The sequence below is a fragment of the Enterobacter cloacae complex sp. HYC042_NIDB genome, from assembly GCF_056673315.1.
Map to the genome: position 1 here is coordinate 643,467 of NZ_CP109650.1, position 14,987 is coordinate 658,453.

The 14,987-nt window shown below is 54.2% G+C and carries 20 protein-coding genes; 14 read left to right on the top strand and 6 right to left on the bottom strand.

Annotated elements, in window-relative coordinates; translation table 11 throughout:
• Positions 1–139: 139 nt before the first annotated feature.
• Both yjfN and bsmA read right to left on the bottom strand, forming a co-directional pair.
• Positions 140–427, bottom strand: a complete 288-nt coding sequence (gene yjfN / locus OKF39_RS03075) for a DUF1471 family protease activator YjfN (RefSeq protein ID WP_032644956.1) — start codon at positions 425–427, stop codon at positions 140–142.
• A 136-nt stretch (positions 428–563) separates the two neighbouring features.
• A complete protein-coding gene (bsmA, locus tag OKF39_RS03080) occupies positions 564–893 on the bottom strand; it encodes a biofilm peroxide resistance protein BsmA (RefSeq protein WP_028015263.1) in 330 nt (109 codons plus the stop codon).
• Positions 894–1,030: 137 nt separating this feature from the next.
• On the opposite strand from bsmA, the gene yjfP reads away from it, so the two are divergent.
• Entirely contained in the window at positions 1,031–1,753 is a 723-nt protein-coding gene (gene yjfP / locus OKF39_RS03085) for an esterase (RefSeq protein ID WP_333022411.1), read from the top strand.
• On the opposite strand, the gene ulaR is transcribed toward yjfP, so the two are convergent.
• Together ulaR and ulaG are read right to left on the bottom strand one after the other, a co-directional pair.
• Positions 1,750–2,505, bottom strand: coding sequence for an HTH-type transcriptional regulator UlaR (ulaR, locus tag OKF39_RS03090; RefSeq protein ID WP_479983457.1), 756 nt, complete (start codon positions 2,503–2,505; stop codon positions 1,750–1,752). The genes yjfP and ulaR overlap by 4 nt on opposite strands.
• Positions 2,506–2,615: 110 nt before the next feature.
• Positions 2,616–3,680: an L-ascorbate 6-phosphate lactonase gene (gene ulaG, locus OKF39_RS03095; protein ID WP_006810379.1), complete on the bottom strand. Its 1,065-nt coding sequence runs from the start codon at positions 3,678–3,680 to the stop codon at positions 2,616–2,618.
• Between the two features lie 358 nt (positions 3,681–4,038).
• Here ulaG and ulaA point away from each other — a divergent pair, with 358 nt between their 5' ends.
• Genes ulaA through OKF39_RS03125 form a run of 6 tightly spaced genes read left to right on the top strand, consistent with a single transcriptional unit; the run spans position 4,039 to position 8,446 of the window.
• Complete coding sequence (ulaA, locus tag OKF39_RS03100; protein WP_028015265.1) at positions 4,039–5,439, top strand: PTS ascorbate transporter subunit IIC; 1,401 nt, start codon at positions 4,039–4,041, stop codon at positions 5,437–5,439.
• A 12-nt stretch (positions 5,440–5,451) separates the two neighbouring features.
• The gene (gene ulaB / locus OKF39_RS03105) at positions 5,452–5,757 is read left to right on the top strand and encodes a PTS ascorbate transporter subunit IIB (RefSeq protein ID WP_045141837.1); all 306 of its coding nucleotides are present in this window, start codon (positions 5,452–5,454) and stop codon (positions 5,755–5,757) included.
• Between the two features lie 9 nt (positions 5,758–5,766).
• Entirely contained in the window at positions 5,767–6,234 is a 468-nt protein-coding gene (gene ulaC / locus OKF39_RS03110) for a PTS ascorbate transporter subunit IIA (RefSeq protein WP_045259633.1), read from the top strand.
• A gap of 12 nt (positions 6,235–6,246) precedes the next feature.
• The gene (ulaD, locus tag OKF39_RS03115) at positions 6,247–6,897 is read left to right on the top strand and encodes a 3-keto-L-gulonate-6-phosphate decarboxylase UlaD (protein WP_479983458.1); all 651 of its coding nucleotides are present in this window, start codon (positions 6,247–6,249) and stop codon (positions 6,895–6,897) included.
• Between the two features lie 9 nt (positions 6,898–6,906).
• The gene (locus OKF39_RS03120) at positions 6,907–7,767 is read left to right on the top strand and encodes an L-ribulose-5-phosphate 3-epimerase (protein ID WP_063154916.1); all 861 of its coding nucleotides are present in this window, start codon (positions 6,907–6,909) and stop codon (positions 7,765–7,767) included.
• Complete coding sequence (locus OKF39_RS03125) at positions 7,760–8,446, top strand: L-ribulose-5-phosphate 4-epimerase (RefSeq protein WP_232948697.1); 687 nt, start codon at positions 7,760–7,762, stop codon at positions 8,444–8,446. Before OKF39_RS03120 ends, OKF39_RS03125 begins: the two co-directional genes overlap by 8 nt.
• Positions 8,447–8,585: 139 nt before the next feature.
• On the opposite strand, the gene yjfY is transcribed toward OKF39_RS03125, so the two are convergent.
• Positions 8,586–8,861, bottom strand: coding sequence for a DUF1471 family protein YjfY (yjfY, locus tag OKF39_RS03130; RefSeq protein ID WP_041911476.1), 276 nt, complete (start codon positions 8,859–8,861; stop codon positions 8,586–8,588).
• Between the two features lie 340 nt (positions 8,862–9,201).
• Here yjfY and rpsF point away from each other — a divergent pair, with 340 nt between their 5' ends.
• From rpsF to OKF39_RS03155, 5 genes are all read left to right on the top strand, one after another.
• A complete protein-coding gene (gene rpsF, locus OKF39_RS03135) occupies positions 9,202–9,597 on the top strand; it encodes a 30S ribosomal protein S6 (protein WP_014068637.1) in 396 nt (131 codons plus the stop codon).
• 6 nt (positions 9,598–9,603) lie between these two features.
• Complete coding sequence (gene priB, locus OKF39_RS03140) at positions 9,604–9,918, top strand: primosomal replication protein N (RefSeq protein WP_028015270.1); 315 nt, start codon at positions 9,604–9,606, stop codon at positions 9,916–9,918.
• A 4-nt stretch (positions 9,919–9,922) separates the two neighbouring features.
• Entirely contained in the window at positions 9,923–10,150 is a 228-nt protein-coding gene (gene rpsR, locus OKF39_RS03145) for a 30S ribosomal protein S18 (RefSeq protein WP_000135199.1), read from the top strand.
• 41 nt (positions 10,151–10,191) lie between these two features.
• A complete protein-coding gene (rplI, locus tag OKF39_RS03150) occupies positions 10,192–10,641 on the top strand; it encodes a 50S ribosomal protein L9 (RefSeq protein WP_006810372.1) in 450 nt (149 codons plus the stop codon).
• Between the two features lie 153 nt (positions 10,642–10,794).
• Complete coding sequence (locus OKF39_RS03155) at positions 10,795–11,724, top strand: DMT family transporter (protein WP_479983459.1); 930 nt, start codon at positions 10,795–10,797, stop codon at positions 11,722–11,724.
• A 46-nt stretch (positions 11,725–11,770) separates the two neighbouring features.
• Here the strand turns inward: OKF39_RS03155 and OKF39_RS03160 are convergent, their stop codons facing one another.
• Complete coding sequence (locus OKF39_RS03160; RefSeq protein WP_028015272.1) at positions 11,771–12,409, bottom strand: OapA family protein; 639 nt, start codon at positions 12,407–12,409, stop codon at positions 11,771–11,773.
• Between the two features lie 233 nt (positions 12,410–12,642).
• Here OKF39_RS03160 and bamJ point away from each other — a divergent pair, with 233 nt between their 5' ends.
• Both bamJ and cycA read left to right on the top strand, forming a co-directional pair.
• Complete coding sequence (gene bamJ, locus OKF39_RS03165; RefSeq protein ID WP_008502892.1) at positions 12,643–13,263, top strand: BamJ family beta-barrel-assembly machinery protein; 621 nt, start codon at positions 12,643–12,645, stop codon at positions 13,261–13,263.
• Between the two features lie 312 nt (positions 13,264–13,575).
• Positions 13,576–14,985 carry a D-serine/D-alanine/glycine transporter gene (cycA, locus tag OKF39_RS03170; protein WP_041911474.1) on the top strand — a complete coding sequence of 470 codons (1,410 nt, stop codon included), beginning with the start codon at positions 13,576–13,578 and terminating at the stop codon, positions 14,983–14,985.
• Positions 14,986–14,987: the final 2 nt, after the last annotated feature.

Sequence of the window (14,987 nt, forward strand, 5' to 3'; positions counted from 1 at the left end):
CAACGGCAGAGCGGAGATTACGTTTACTGAATTAATGTAACAAAATGTTATTTTATTGTTTTAGAGTGGTTTTAAATTAGATAAAAAATTTGCAAAAACGAAAAGCCACTAAAAATAAGTGGCTTTTATCAGGAAGGATTTATACGTAGAGAATGGCCTGTACCCGCCACTGGTCGATATGGTTATCTTCCTGCATCTGGATGATGCGATACCATGACGCGCCCTGTTCATCGGCCTTTAATGCCACGATACGTTCAACGTCTTGCGGGCTCCCCGGAATGTTATTGACGGAGATCTGGCCTATTTCATTCAGACCTGTTACGCAATCCGCACTGGCGAATTCTGCTGACTGCGCGGTGGTGCTCACCAGGCCTGCAGAGAGCAACAGAGAGGTCAAAGCAAGAGTTCGTTTCATCGTCAGCTCCATTTCACATATTTCCGGTATCCGCCGGGCAATCCTTCGCGAATAAACTCCCATTCCTTGTCGCTGGCATGGAGTTTATTGTGGACAGGAAAATGTCTATGGACGCAAAGCAGTGTAAATGTCGTTCAAAGGTAAACCATTATTTCCGGTACAAAATGGCTTGTGAATACCACTGTCCCGTTATGATGGTTTCGTCGATCATAATAATGACGTAATAATCTGCTTTGGCAGCGACGGCTTGTGCCTTTATTGCGTCTTCTGCGTCATCCGGCGAACCGCGAACGAGCGCGGAGACGGTGCCCATTCGCTGTAATCCTTCCGTCTGATTACGACGAATCTCCTGCGGATGATCGGCAACCGGGGGAGCGGGTTGCGGTGTACCCTGCAGTGCGCTACAGCCGCTGAGCAGAAACACCAGCAATAAAGCAGCAAACCTGTGCATAACCATATCTCGTTTCCTGTTAGCCATAGTGTAGTTGTCTGCGAATTTAGTTTTGGGGGAATGTTCCCGAAGTGTTATCTGGGACGTAATTTTCGAATGAAAATAGCGTCAAACCGTAATCCAGTTCTCAACATTATGAATCATTCATTCGTACAGGGTCGACAATGATTGAAATTGAAATACGCCATCTCGGCGACCATGAAATTTTACACGCTGTGCCGGCAGGGAAACGTGATAAATCGCTGCCTGTTGTGGTTTTTTATCATGGGTTTACCTCATCGAAACTGGTTTACAGTTATTTTGCAGTGGCGCTGGCTCAGGCGGGTTTTCGCGTGGTAATGCCGGATGCGCCTGACCACGGCGCGCGCTTTACGGGCAATGAGCGGGCGCGACTGGGGCAGTTCTGGCACATTCTGCACGGCAGCCTGACCGAGTTTGCCGGGTTGCGCGATGCGCTCTATGAGGCAGGGCTGGTGGCCGATAATCGGCTGGCGGTGGCCGGGGCGTCGATGGGCGGCATGACGGCGCTGGGGATTATGACGCATCATCCTGACGTGCGGTCTGTTGCCTGTCTGATGGGCTCGGGCTATTTTACCTCGCTGGCGAAGACGCTTTTCCCCCCTCAGGATTTAACGGAAATTACGCCGATGCTGGCAGAGTGGGAAGTGACCCAGGCATTGCCGCGCCTGGCCGATCGCCCGTTGCTGCTATGGCACGGTGATGCGGACGATGTTGTCCCGCCCGATGGAACCTTCCGCCTGCAGCAGGCGTTAAAGAATGAAGGACTGGACGCTAATCTGACCTGTTTGTGGGAATCAGGCGTCCGCCACCGCATCACGCCAGCGGCGCTGGACGCCACGGTGGCGTTTTTCCGCAAGCATCTTTAAACGCGCAGGACTTTCACCCCTTGATCTTCCAGCTTCTGGAGGATCTCGGGGTTCGCCCCTTTGCCGGTGATCACCATGTCGATCTGTTCTGCGCGGCTGAACAGCATGCCTGCGCGTTCACCGACTTTGCTGCTGTCGACCAGCACAACGAGCTTGCCCACCACGTTGAGCATGTTTTGTTCCGCCATCGCGGTCAGCATATCGGTTTTATACAGGCCGTCAGCGGTCAGGCCTTTGCCGCTGGTAAACATCCAGTGCCCGGCGTAGAGACTGTTTTCGCTGTCCTGCGGGCTGAGCGTGATGGACTGGCTTTTGTTGTACTGGCCGCCCATGATCACCACGCTCTCATGTTCCTGATCGATCAGGTAGTTAGCCAGCGGTAAATAGTTGGTAATGATTTGCACCGGCTTGCCGCACATTTCACGGCCCAGCAAAAACGCCGTGGAGCCGCAGTTGATGACGACGCTCTCACCGGGGTTCACCAGCTGCGACGCCGCTCTGGCAATCCGTACTTTTTCATCGTGATTCTGCGCCTGATGAATATTCATTGGCGACCAGCGTGGACGCTGCTGGCTGATGGCTTCTGCGCCGTTGCGGACTTTTTTCAGCTTGCCGCTCACATCCAGCTTGTTGATGTCTCGCCGCGCGGTGGCGGGGGAGATCCCTAAACGTTCGATCACTTTCTCGACGGTGATAAACCCTGTTTGCGCCAGGAGTTCCAGTAAAATTTGATGCCGTTGCGCTTCCGTCATGAGCTATTCCGATAAGAATTGATTTGAAAAGATGATATTTGAAATAGCGTGAAATTACTAAAATAAATATGAAATCGCCAGACACAGGGTCTGGCGATGTGGCCTCACAATCAGAGGAAGGATTTGAACGGGAGATCTGGCTCAATGGTGAAGCAATCATCGAAGCCGCGCGGGTAGTGATACTCAAGATTGTCTTTGTCCAGCGGCCAGGTGAACTTGCCGCCTACCTGCCAGATAAAGGGCTTGAAGCCGTACTTCAGGCGGTCTTTTTTCATCTCCCACAGCACGCGGATCTCTTGCGGATCGGCCTGGAAGTTTGACCAGATATCGTGGTGGAACGGGATCACTACTTTGGTGTTGAGCGCTTCCGCCATGCGCAGCATATCGGCGCTGGTCATTTTGTCCGTAATACCGCGCGGGTTTTCCCCGTACGAGCCCAGCGCCACGTCAATCTGATGTTCGTTGCCGTGCTTCGCGTAATAGTTAGAGTAGTGGGAATCACCGCTGTGATACAGGGAGCCGCCCGGCGTCTTGAACAGGTAATTCACCGCACGCTCGTCCATGCCGTCTGGCAGTACCCCAGCAGCCTTCTGGTCGGCTGGCAGGGTAATCAGCGCGGTACGGTCAAAGGCATCCAGCGCGTGGATTTCAATGTCTTTAATTTTCACCACGTCGCCAGGCTTCATCACGATGCAGCGCTCTTTAGGCACGCCCCAGCCAATCCAGAGATCTACGCAGGTTTGCGGCCCGATAAACGGTACGTCGTCCGCGCAGTTTTGCATCACCGCTGCCGCCACGTTCACGTCGATATGGTCGTTGTGATCGTGAGTAGAAAGCACGGCATCGATCTGGCGAATGGCAAAAGGATCAAGCACAAACGGCGTGGTGCGCAGGTTCGGCTGGAGCTTTTCCACGCCGGCCATACGCTGCATCTGGTGGCCTTTTTTCATCAGCGGGTTACCGTGGCTCTGTTTGCCGGTGCCGCACCAGAAATCGACGCAGATATTGGCGCCGCCTTCAGATTTCAGCCAGATACCGGTGCAGCCCAGCCACCACATTGCAAACGTGCCAGGAGCAACCTGTTCCTGCTCGATCTCTTCGTTCAGCCAGCTACCCCACTCCGGAAAGGTGCTCAGAATCCATGATTCACGGGTAATGGTTTTCACTTTACTCATCGTTTTGACTCCTGGTTTAATCAAAAATAATCACATAATGATTCGTTATGATTAATGCTGGCACTATTTGACGTGCTTTGCAATGGTAAAAGTGCGGAATTTTATCTGCGCGACTTCACGGACTCTCCACTCTTTACTTGTTAGATTATCCTGCATTAAACATTAATTTTATGAATTATAAGGATTAATTTATTTTTGTGGTGCGGTAGTGAAAATCATTACTAACAGCATGGAAATAAATTGCGTGATGCGTCACAAATAATCAAATGCAATCTTGTGATGATTATTTGTGATTAATAGAGTGATGGCACCAACCGCACAGGGATTGCCCCTTGTGTTCTCATTTCTGGAGAGAGTTATGGAGATCCTCTACAACGTCTTTACCGTTTTCTTTAATCAGGTAATGACCAACGCCCCGCTGTTGCTGGGTATCGTGACGTGCCTGGGGTACATCCTGCTGCGCAAAAGCGTCAGCGTGATTATTAAAGGCACCATCAAAACCATTATCGGTTTCATGCTGTTGCAGGCGGGGTCAGGCATTCTGACCAGCACGTTTAAGCCGGTCGTCGCCAAAATGTCGGAAGTGTATGGCATCAACGGCGCTATCTCTGATACCTACGCCTCAATGATGGCGACCATCGATCGCATGGGTGATGCCTATAGCTGGGTGGGATATGCGGTGCTACTCGCGCTGGCGCTGAACATCATTTACGTGCTCCTGCGCCGCATTACCGGCATTCGCACCATCATGCTCACCGGGCACATCATGTTCCAGCAGGCGGGGCTGATCGCGGTTTCTCTCTATATCTTCGGTTACCCAATGTGGACCACGATTATCTGCACCGCGGTGCTGGTCTCGCTCTACTGGGGTATCACCTCCAACATGATGTACAAGCCAACGCAGATCGTGACCGACGGCTGTGGTTTCTCCATCGGTCACCAGCAGCAGTTTGCCGCCTGGATTGCCTATAAAGTTGCGCCGTACCTGGGCAAAAAAGAGGAGAGTGTCGAAGACCTCAAACTGCCTGGCTGGTTGAATATCTTCCACGACAACATCGTCTCCACCGCGATTGTGATGACCCTCTTTTTCGGCGCCATTCTGCTCTCTTTCGGCATTGACGTCGTGCAGGCGATGGCGGGTAAAACCCACTGGACGGTCTATATCCTGCAGACCGGTTTCTCCTTCGCGGTAGCGATTTTCATCATCACTCAGGGCGTGCGTATGTTCGTCGCCGAGCTGTCGGAGGCCTTTAACGGCATCTCTCAGCGCCTGATCCCTGGTGCGGTACTGGCGATTGACTGCGCGGCTATCTATAGCTTTGCGCCAAACGCCGTCGTCTGGGGCTTTATGTGGGGCACCATCGGCCAGCTGATTGCGGTGGGCATCCTGGTGGGCTGCGGCTCCTCAATCCTGATCATTCCTGGCTTTATCCCGATGTTCTTCTCCAACGCCACCATTGGCGTGTTTGCGAACCACTTCGGCGGCTGGCGCGCGGCGCTCAAGATCTGCCTGGTGATGGGCATGGTGGAAATCTTCGGTTGCGTGTGGGCGGTCAAGCTCACCGGTATGAGCGCCTGGATGGGCATGGCGGACTGGTCAATTCTGGCACCGCCGATGATGCAGGGCTTTGCCTCCGTCGGTCTGGCCTTTATGGCCGTCATCATCCTGATTGCTCTGGCTTATATGTTCTTCGCTGGCCGTTCGCTGCGAGCTGAAGAAGATGCGGAAAAACAAACAGCAGAAGTGTCTGCTCATTAAGGAGTTTCGATTATGACCGTACGTATCCTGGCTGTGTGTGGCAATGGGCAAGGTAGCTCCATGATCATGAAGATGAAAGTGGACCAATTTTTGACCCAGTCAAACATCGACCACACGGTGAACAGCTGCGCAGTGGGTGAATACAAAAGTGAACTGAACGGCGCGGACATCATCATCGCTTCAACTCATATTGCCGGTGAGATTAGCGTGTCGGGCAACAAATATGTGGTAGGCGTGCGCAACATGTTGTCGCCTGCGGATTTCGGGCCAAAACTGCTGGAAGTGATCAAAGAATACTTCCCACAAGACGTGAAGTAAGGACACCACATGAAACTACGTGATTCGCTGGCAGAGAATAACGCCATCCTTTTACAGGCCGACGCCAGCACCTGGCAGGAAGCGGTGAAGCTGAGTGTGGATCTGCTGGTTAAAGCGGACGTTGTCGAGCCGCGCTATTACCAGGCCATTCTGGATGGCGTGGCGCAGCACGGCCCCTATTTCGTCATTGCGCCGGGCCTGGCCATGCCGCACGGCCGCCCGGAAGAGGGCGTCAAGAAAACCGGTTTTGCGCTGGTGACCCTGAAAACGCCGCTGGTGTTCAACCACGAAGATAACGACCCGGTCGACATTCTCATCACCATGGCGGCCGTTGATGCCAACACCCACCAGGAGGTGGGCATCATGCAGATCGTCAACCTGTTTGATGACGAAGCCAATTTTGACCGTTTACGCGCCTGCCGCACCGCGCAGGAAGTGCTGGATTTAATTGATAACGCCACTGCGGCGGCCGTTTAAGAGGAATTGAACATGTCATTACCAATGTTGCAAGTTGCGCTGGATAACCAGACGCTGTCTCACGCTTACGAAACCACCCGTCTGATTGCGGAAGAGGTGGATATCATCGAAGTAGGGACCATTCTGTGCGTGGGCGAAGGCGTGCGCGCCGTTCGTGACCTGAAAGCGCTCTATCCGCACAAAATCGTGCTGGCGGATGCCAAGATTGCTGACGCAGGCAAAATCCTTTCCCGCATGTGCTTTGAAGCCAACGCCGACTGGGTCACCGTGATCTGCTGTGCGGATATCAACACCGCCAAAGGCGCGCTGGACGTGGCAAAAGAGTTTAACGGCGACGTGCAGATTGAACTGACCGGCTTCTGGACCTGGGAGCAGGCGCAGGAGTGGCGCGATGCGGGCATCCAGCAGGTGGTGTATCACCGCAGCCGCGATGCGCAAGCCGCAGGCGTGGCGTGGGGCGAAGCGGATATCAGCGCGATTAAGCGTCTGGCGGATATGGGCTTCAAAGTCACCGTCACCGGTGGCCTGGCGCTGGATGATCTGCCGCTGTTCCAGGGCATCCCTATTCACGTCTTTATCGCTGGCCGCAGCATTCGCGACGCGGCATCTCCGGTGGAAGCGGCGCGTCAGTTCAAACGCTCAATCGCTCAGCTTTGGGGTTAAGGAGCGGGTATGTTGTCAAAACAGGTCCCGCTTGGCATCTATGAAAAGGCACTCCCTGCAGGGGAGTGCTGGCTGGAGCGGTTACGGCTGGCAAAACAGCTGGGTTTCGATTTTGTCGAAATGTCCGTGGATGAGACGGATGTGCGCCTTTCTCGCCTGGACTGGAGTCGCGAGCAGCGCCTGGCGCTGGTGGGCGCCATTGCCGAAACCGGCGTGCGCGTGCCGTCCATGTGTCTGAGCGCCCACCGCCGTTTTCCGCTCGGCAGTGAAGACGATGCCGTGCGCGCTGAAGGGCTGGAGATCATGCGCAAAGCCATTCGTTTTGCGCAGGATGTCGGCATCCGCGTGATCCAACTGGCGGGTTACGACGTTTACTATCAGGAAGCCAACGACGAAACGCGCCGTCGTTTCCGTGACGGCCTGAAAGAGAGCGTTGAGATGGCAAGCCGCGCGCAGGTCACGCTGGCGATGGAGATCATGGACTACCCGTTGATGAACTCCATCAGCAAGGCGCTGGGCTATGCGCACTATCTGAATAACCCCTGGTTCCAGCTTTATCCGGATATCGGCAATCTGTCGGCCTGGGATAACGACGTGCAGATGGAGCTGCAGGCGGGCATCGGGCATATCGTGGCGGTGCACGTCAAAGATACCCGCCCTGGCGTGTTTAAAAACGTACCGTTCGGCACCGGGGTGGTGGATTTCGAACGGTGCTTCGAGACGCTCAAACAGACAGGGTATTGCGGGCCTTATCTGATTGAGATGTGGAGCGAAACGTCAGACGATCCGGCTGCGGAAGTGGCAAAAGCGCGGGACTGGGTGCGCGAGCGTATGGCGCGCGCGGGGTTACTGGAGGCTGAACATGCTTAAGCTGAAACAGCAGGTCTTTGAGGCCAATATGGATCTGCCGCGCTATGGCCTGGTAACGTTCACCTGGGGCAACGTGAGCGCCATCGACCGTGAACAAGGTCTGGTGGTGATCAAGCCGAGCGGCGTGGCGTATGAAATCATGAAAGCGGACGATATGGTGGTGGTCGACCTCGAAGGAAACGTCGTTGAGGGCAAATGGCGTCCTTCTTCTGATACGGCGACCCATCTGGCGCTGTACCAGCGTTATCCATCGCTGGGTGGCGTTGTGCATACCCACTCCACGCACGCCACCGCCTGGGCACAGGCGGGGCTGGCGATTCCGGCGCTGGGAACAACGCATGCGGACTACTTCTTCGGCGACATTCCCTGCACGCGGGCATTATCGCAGGCTGAAGTGGAAGGGGAGTACGAACGCAACACCGGCAAGGTGATTATTGAAACGCTGGGTGAAACTGAACCGCTGCATACGCCGGGGATTGTGGTGTATCAGCACGGTCCGTTCTCCTGGGGTAAAGATGCTCACGACGCGGTACATAATGCTGTCGTGATGGAGGAGGTAGCTAAAATGGCGTGGATTGCCCGCGACATTAATCCACAGCTTCAGGGCATTGACGATTACCTGATGAACAAGCATTTCATGCGCAAGCACGGCCCGAATGCCTACTACGGGCAGAAGTGAATAAGTGCTCTGGAATACCGAAAAACAGTTGTAACCGGTGGTATTCCGGAGCCATTCACAAAAAAAGCCCCCGGACAGGGGGCAACGTCAACTATGGCTATGTTCTCGTTGTTGGCTTTCCTGGTGCTAGCGTTAAAGGTTACCGGTAGATATCTGCACTGGCGTGCATGTTGCCGTTGCTGCCGGGCTCACGGGTTAACATCACGTGGTAATAGGTTGCGCCCTGGGCATCGGTCTCTTCATTTAGTGCCCGATCTGCTTCGCTTTCAGTGGCGAAATTATGATTGATATAGATTACGCCTAAGCTATGCACATCATCCATGTTTCTGGCCTGCCGGCCGTCTATTTTGATGGCTGCCATCGCGTTTGCACTGAGCAAAAGCGCCGCCATTATGGCTACTGCGATTTTTTTCATGATATGCGCTCCACGACTGCGTGCTGTGTGAGGGGAATACTCCTTCTTTAATTCAGCTGATCTCTGATTAAAGTGTAATCATTCCTCCGGCGGGGATGCGTGACCATTTCTGATGCAGTTGTTCAAAAAAACAACGCTTCCTGATGCGATTAATTTTAAATCACCCACTTAGACCAGCTTTACGCTTTGTGCGAATTATTTGTGCAATCAGCTTGAGTTTCCTGGGGGGGGCAAGTATTATGACGCGTCAATTTTTCAGCCGACCTTTAACACGTTCCTTGCCTCCCCGGGCCTCGGCTGACCCAGACAGGAGGCTGAATAATCCGTAAGGAGCAATTCGATGCGTCATTACGAAATCGTTTTTATGGTCCATCCTGACCAGAGCGAACAGGTTCCGGGTATGATCGAGCGTTACTCTGCTGCCATCACTGGTGCAGAAGGTACGATCCACCGTCTGGAAGACTGGGGCCGCCGTCAGCTGGCTTACCCGATCAACAAACTGCACAAAGCACACTACGTTCTGATGAACGTTGAAGCGCCGCAGGAAGTGATCGATGAGCTGGAAACTACCTTCCGCTTCAACGATGCCGTTATCCGCAGCATGGTTATGCGTACCAAAAACGCAGTTACCGAAGCATCTCCGATGGTTAAAGCGAAAGACGAGCGCCGTGAGCGTCGCGATGATTTCGCAAACGAAACCGCAGATGATTCTGATGCTGGGGATTCTGAAGAGTAATTTCTGATGACCAACCGTCTGGCGTTGTCCGGCATCGTATGCAGGGCTCCCCTTCGAAAGGTCAGTCCATCAGGAATTCCGCATTGCCAGTTCGTGCTTGAGCATCGTTCTGTGCAAGAGGAAGCCGGGTTTCACCGGCAGGCGTGGTGCCAAATGCCCGTTATTATTAGCGGACACGAAAACCAGGCCATTACTCACAGTTTAACGGTCGGTAGCGCAGTAATCGTTCAGGGGTTCATCTCTTGCCACAAGGCAAAGAACGGCCTGAGCAAAATGGTTCTGCATGCCGAGCAGATTGATTTGATAGATACTGGAGACTAGCCATATGGCACGTTATTTCCGTCGTCGCAAGTTCTGCCGTTTCACCGCGGAAGGCGTTCAAGAGATCGACTATAAAGATATCGCAACGCTGAAAAACTACATCACCGAAAGCGGTAAGATTGTCCCAAGCCGTATCACCGGTACTCGTGCAAAATATCAGCGTCAGCTGGCTCGCGCTATCAAACGCGCTCGCTACCTGTCCCTGCTGCCGTACACTGATCGTCATCAGTAATCGGGCACGGTCCATTAATACGACTTTAAGAGGATAAGGTAATGCAAGTTATTCTGCTTGATAAAGTAGCAAACCTGGGCAGCCTGGGTGATCAGGTTAACGTTAAAGCGGGCTACGCTCGTAACTTCCTGGTTCCACAGGGTAAAGCTGTTCCAGCTACTAAGAAAAACGTAGAGTTTTTCGAAGCACGTCGCGCTGAACTGGAAGCCAAACTGGCTGACGTTCTGGCGGCTGCTAACGCTCGCGCTGAAGCAATCAACGCACTGGGCACTGTTACCATCGCTTCCAAAGCTGGCGACGAAGGTAAACTGTTCGGTTCCATCGGTACCCGCGATATCGCTGATGCAGTTACTGCAGCAGGCGTTAAAGTGGCTAAGAGCGAAGTTCGCATGCCGAACGGCGTTCTGCGTACCACTGGTGAGCACGAAGTTGACTTCCAGGTTCACAGCGAAGTGTTCGCTAAACTGGTTGTTAACGTTGTAGCTGAGTAATTTTTTACTCTGCTCGCGTCGAAGCGCCGGCCTTGTGCCGGCGTTTTGCTTTTTTAAGGCTACCGGAAATTCTCTTTTTATCTCGTATGGTAGCTATTCCTGACGCATTCTCTGATAATAAATTGAAACGCAATTTTATTTATGAGATTTGTCATGGATACCGCTCTGCCCACGCCCGTCTTTGCCCGTCGACATGTGGCCTACGCCTGCGCCACGCTCTGCTGCCTGCTTTGGGGGAGCTCGTACCCGGCCATTAAAAATGGCTACGAACTCTTTCAGATCGCGACCGATGATATTCCGTCCAAAGTCGTTTTTGCCGGATACCGTTTTCTGTTTGCCGGTGCCTTGCTGCTGCTCTTTGCGCTGGCCCAGCGCAAACCGATTGGCAGGCTCATGCCCGCGCAGTTTGGCCAGCTCACGATCCTCGGGCTGACCCAGACCACCATTCAGTACACTTTCTTCTATATAGGACTGGCCTACACGACGGGGGTAAACGGCTCAATCATGAACGCCACCGGGACTTTCTTCAGCGTACTGTTGGCGCACTTTATCTACCACAATGACAAACTCAGCTATAACAAAACGCTGGGCTGTATTCTTGGGTTTGCTGGGGTGATGCTGGTGAACTTTCACAGTGGGTTAAGCGATTTCCAGTTTATCTGGAAAGGCGACGGTTTTGTGGTGCTGGCGGCTTTTATTCTCTCTGCCGCCACGCTTTACGGGAAACGTATTTCCCAGACCGTCGACCCAACGGTGATGACCGGCTGGCAGCTGGCGATAGGCGGGGCTGCGCTGGTTGCGGGAGGTTATGCCACGGGCGGAACGCTGGAAGTGCACAGCATGAAGGCCGTTGCGGTGCTGGGGTATCTGACGCTGCTCTCATCGGTGGCGTTCGCCCTGTGGAGCGCGCTGCTGAAAGTGAACCGGGTAAGCATGATTGCTCCGTTCAACTTTGTCATTCCTGTTGCAGGGACGGTGCTTTCCGCCATTTTCCTCGGCGAAAACATTCTGGATATCAAATACGCGATTGCGCTGGTGCTGGTCTGCTCGGGGATCTGGTGGGTGAATAAACGGAGTGCCTGAGAACAAAAGTGCCGGGTGGCGGCTTCGCCTTACCCGGCATACGCCATTAACGTGCTCTGATGAAACTGCCGTCCGGCTGGCGGGTAAACAGCACCTGCTGACCATTTCCGGTATCAATGGTCAGCCCGGTGACCACTCCGCTGGCGTTCTGGCGAATCTGCACCATCTGGCCGTTCTGTAAGTTGCTCAGCGGTTTACCTGCGCCTTCCACTTTTGCCATGGCATACACGTCGGTCGGCGGCAGGTTGTGGTCGCGGAAAAGCTGTGCCAGGGTTTTGCCCGGCTCCACGCGATAGGAACGCCACTGCTGCTCAATGCCGGTCGGCTGCTGGGTTTGCGGTTCAGACGGCGCTGCGGCCTGCTCCTGTTCATCCTGAACGGGTTCGGGTTCAACAGGCGCGACCTGACCCGGATCGTTAGACGGGGTTACCAGCTGCGTCTGCATCGGCTGCGCGTCAGGCTGCGGCCGCGTTTGCGACTGAAGATCCAGCTGCGCATTGCGGGTGACCGGCGCGGTATCAACATCATCACCGCCGGAAGGAAGCAGGAAGCCCACGATCACCATCAGCGCACCAATGATGATCCCCCTGCGGTGCAGAGGAGGCAGCGGGTCCATAATGCGAAAATTGTCCGGCGCCTGCCAGATTTTCGCCAGGGTAGGTTTCAGTTCAAATCGCCCGGGCATGGCTCTCCTCCTGCTCCGCGTCTTTTATATCCTGTGCTTCGAAGTATAGTTCGCTAACTGCCTGAACGACGTAGCAAACCGGACATCCGTGACATCAGTTCGGGATTAATCCTGGTTGTCTCTATTGTTTCTGTTTCGTCGCGGTTTGTCACCTTAACTTCAGACAAAGTTTTACCCATAAGGGCATGGCTGATATGCTGCCCGCTACTTTAAATGTGATGGAAGGAAAACCCATGACCACCCCGACTTTTGACACTATCGAAGCGCAGGCAAGTTACGGTATCGGCTTGCAGGTAGGACAGCAGCTGAGCGAATCCGGCCTGGAAGGTCTGTTACCTGAAGCGCTGGTGGCGGGTATCGCTGATGCGCTGGAAGGCAAACAGCCTGCCGTTCCGGTTGACGTTGTGCATCGTGCGCTGCGTGAAATCCACGAACGTGCTGACGCCGTGCGTCGCGCGCGCTTCGAAGAGATGGCAGCCGAAGGCGTGAAATATCTGGAAGAGAACCGCGAGCGCGAAGGCGTGAACAGCACTGAATCCGGCCTGCAGTTCCGCGTGATCAACCAGGGCGACGGCGCTATCCCGGCGCGTACCGACCACGTTCGCGTGCACTACACCGGTAAGCTGATCGACGGTACCGTGTTCGACAGCTCCGTGGCGCGCGGCGAACCGGCTGAGTTCCCGGTCAACGGCGTTATCGCGGGCTGGATCGAAGCCCTGACCCTGATGCCAGTGGGTTCCAAATGGGAACTGACCATCCCGCACAACCTGGCTTACGGCGAGCGTGGCGCTGGCGCGTCCATCCCGCCATTCAGCACTCTGGTCTTTGAAGTCGAGCTGCTGGAAATTCTGTAATCGACTTTACTTATTTCCTCTCTCCCCCCGGGGAGAGGAAAATAGTGATAAAACCCATAGTTACGACGGAATCAACATTTTATCTTGCAAACGAAACTGTTGCGTGTATTTTTGTGAGCTGTTTCGCGCTGTATGAGTGATATGACACTCACTTTCAACATATTATTAACATAATATCTAAATCATAGTATTCATCCCGCCGATTCTTACCTAATATCGAAAAACCCTTACGAAGGGACCGTCATTTATTTGACGTTTTTAAAGGCCAGAAGAGCCTTAACAACACAGACAGGCATAAACAGGAAAAAATACATGGTAGATCAGGTCAAAGTCGCCGCTGCAGAAGAGGCGACGTCTGAACAGTCGCTACGGCGCAATCTCACAAACCGTCATATACAGCTTATCGCCATCGGCGGTGCCATCGGCACCGGGCTGTTTATGGGGTCGGGCAAAACCATCAGTCTTGCCGGGCCGTCGATCATCTTCGTTTATATGATCATCGGTTTTATGCTCTTCTTCGTGATGCGCGCAATGGGTGAATTGCTGCTCTCGAACCTCGAATACAAATCCTTCAGCGACTTCGCGTCGGACCTGCTCGGCCCGTGGGCGGGCTACTTTACCGGCTGGACCTACTGGTTCTGCTGGGTGGTCACCGGCATGGCGGACGTCGTGGCGATTACCGCTTACGCGCAGTTCTGGTTCCCGGGGCTGTCGGACTGGGTCGCCTCGCTGGCGGTGATTATTCTGCTGCTGAGCCTCAACCTCGCCACCGTGAAAATGTTCGGTGAGATGGAGTTCTGGTTCGCGATGATCAAGATTGTCGCTATCGTGGGGCTGATTGTGGTGGGCCTGGTGATGGTCCTGACGCACTTCCAGTCGCCAACGGGCGTTCAGGCGTCCTTCACCCATCTGTGGAACGACGGCGGCTGGTTCCCGAAAGGCATCAGCGGCTTCTTTGCGGGCTTCCAGATTGCGGTGTTCGCGTTTGTGGGGATTGAGCTTGTCGGAACGACCGCTGCGGAAACCAAAGATCCGGAGAAGTCCCTGCCGCGCGCCATCAACTCCATACCGGTGCGTATCATCATGTTCTACGTCTTCGCGCTGATCATCATTATGTCCGTGACGCCGTGGAGCTCCGTGGTGCCCAGCAAGAGCCCGTTCGTTGAGCTGTTCGTGCTGGTAGGGCTGCCTGCTGCGGCGAGCCTGATTAACTTCGTGGTGCTGACCTCTGCGGCATCTTCTGCGAACAGCGGCGTGTTCTCAACCAGCCGTATGCTGTTTGGTCTGGCGCAGGAGGGCGTGGCGCCGAGCGCCTTTGCGAAACTCTCTAAACGTGCGGTACCGGCGAAAGGGCTGACCTTCTCCTGCATGTGCCTGCTGGGTGGCGTGGTGATGCTCTACGTAAACCCAAGCGTAATTGGCGCGTTTACCATGATCACCACGGTGTCGGCGATCCTGTTCATGTTCGTCTGGACCATTATCCTGTGCTCGTACCTCGTGTACCGCAAACAGCGTCCGCACCTGCATGAGAAGTCGATCTACAAGATGCCGCTGGGCAAGCTGATGTGCTGGGTGTGCATGGCGTTCTTCGTGTTCGTGCTGGTGCTACTGACGCTCGAAGATGACACCCGTCAGGCGCTGATCGTCACGCCGCTGTGGTTTATCGCGCTGGGGCTGGGCTGGCTGTTTATCGGTAAGAAACGTATGGCAGGCATGCGTTAAGC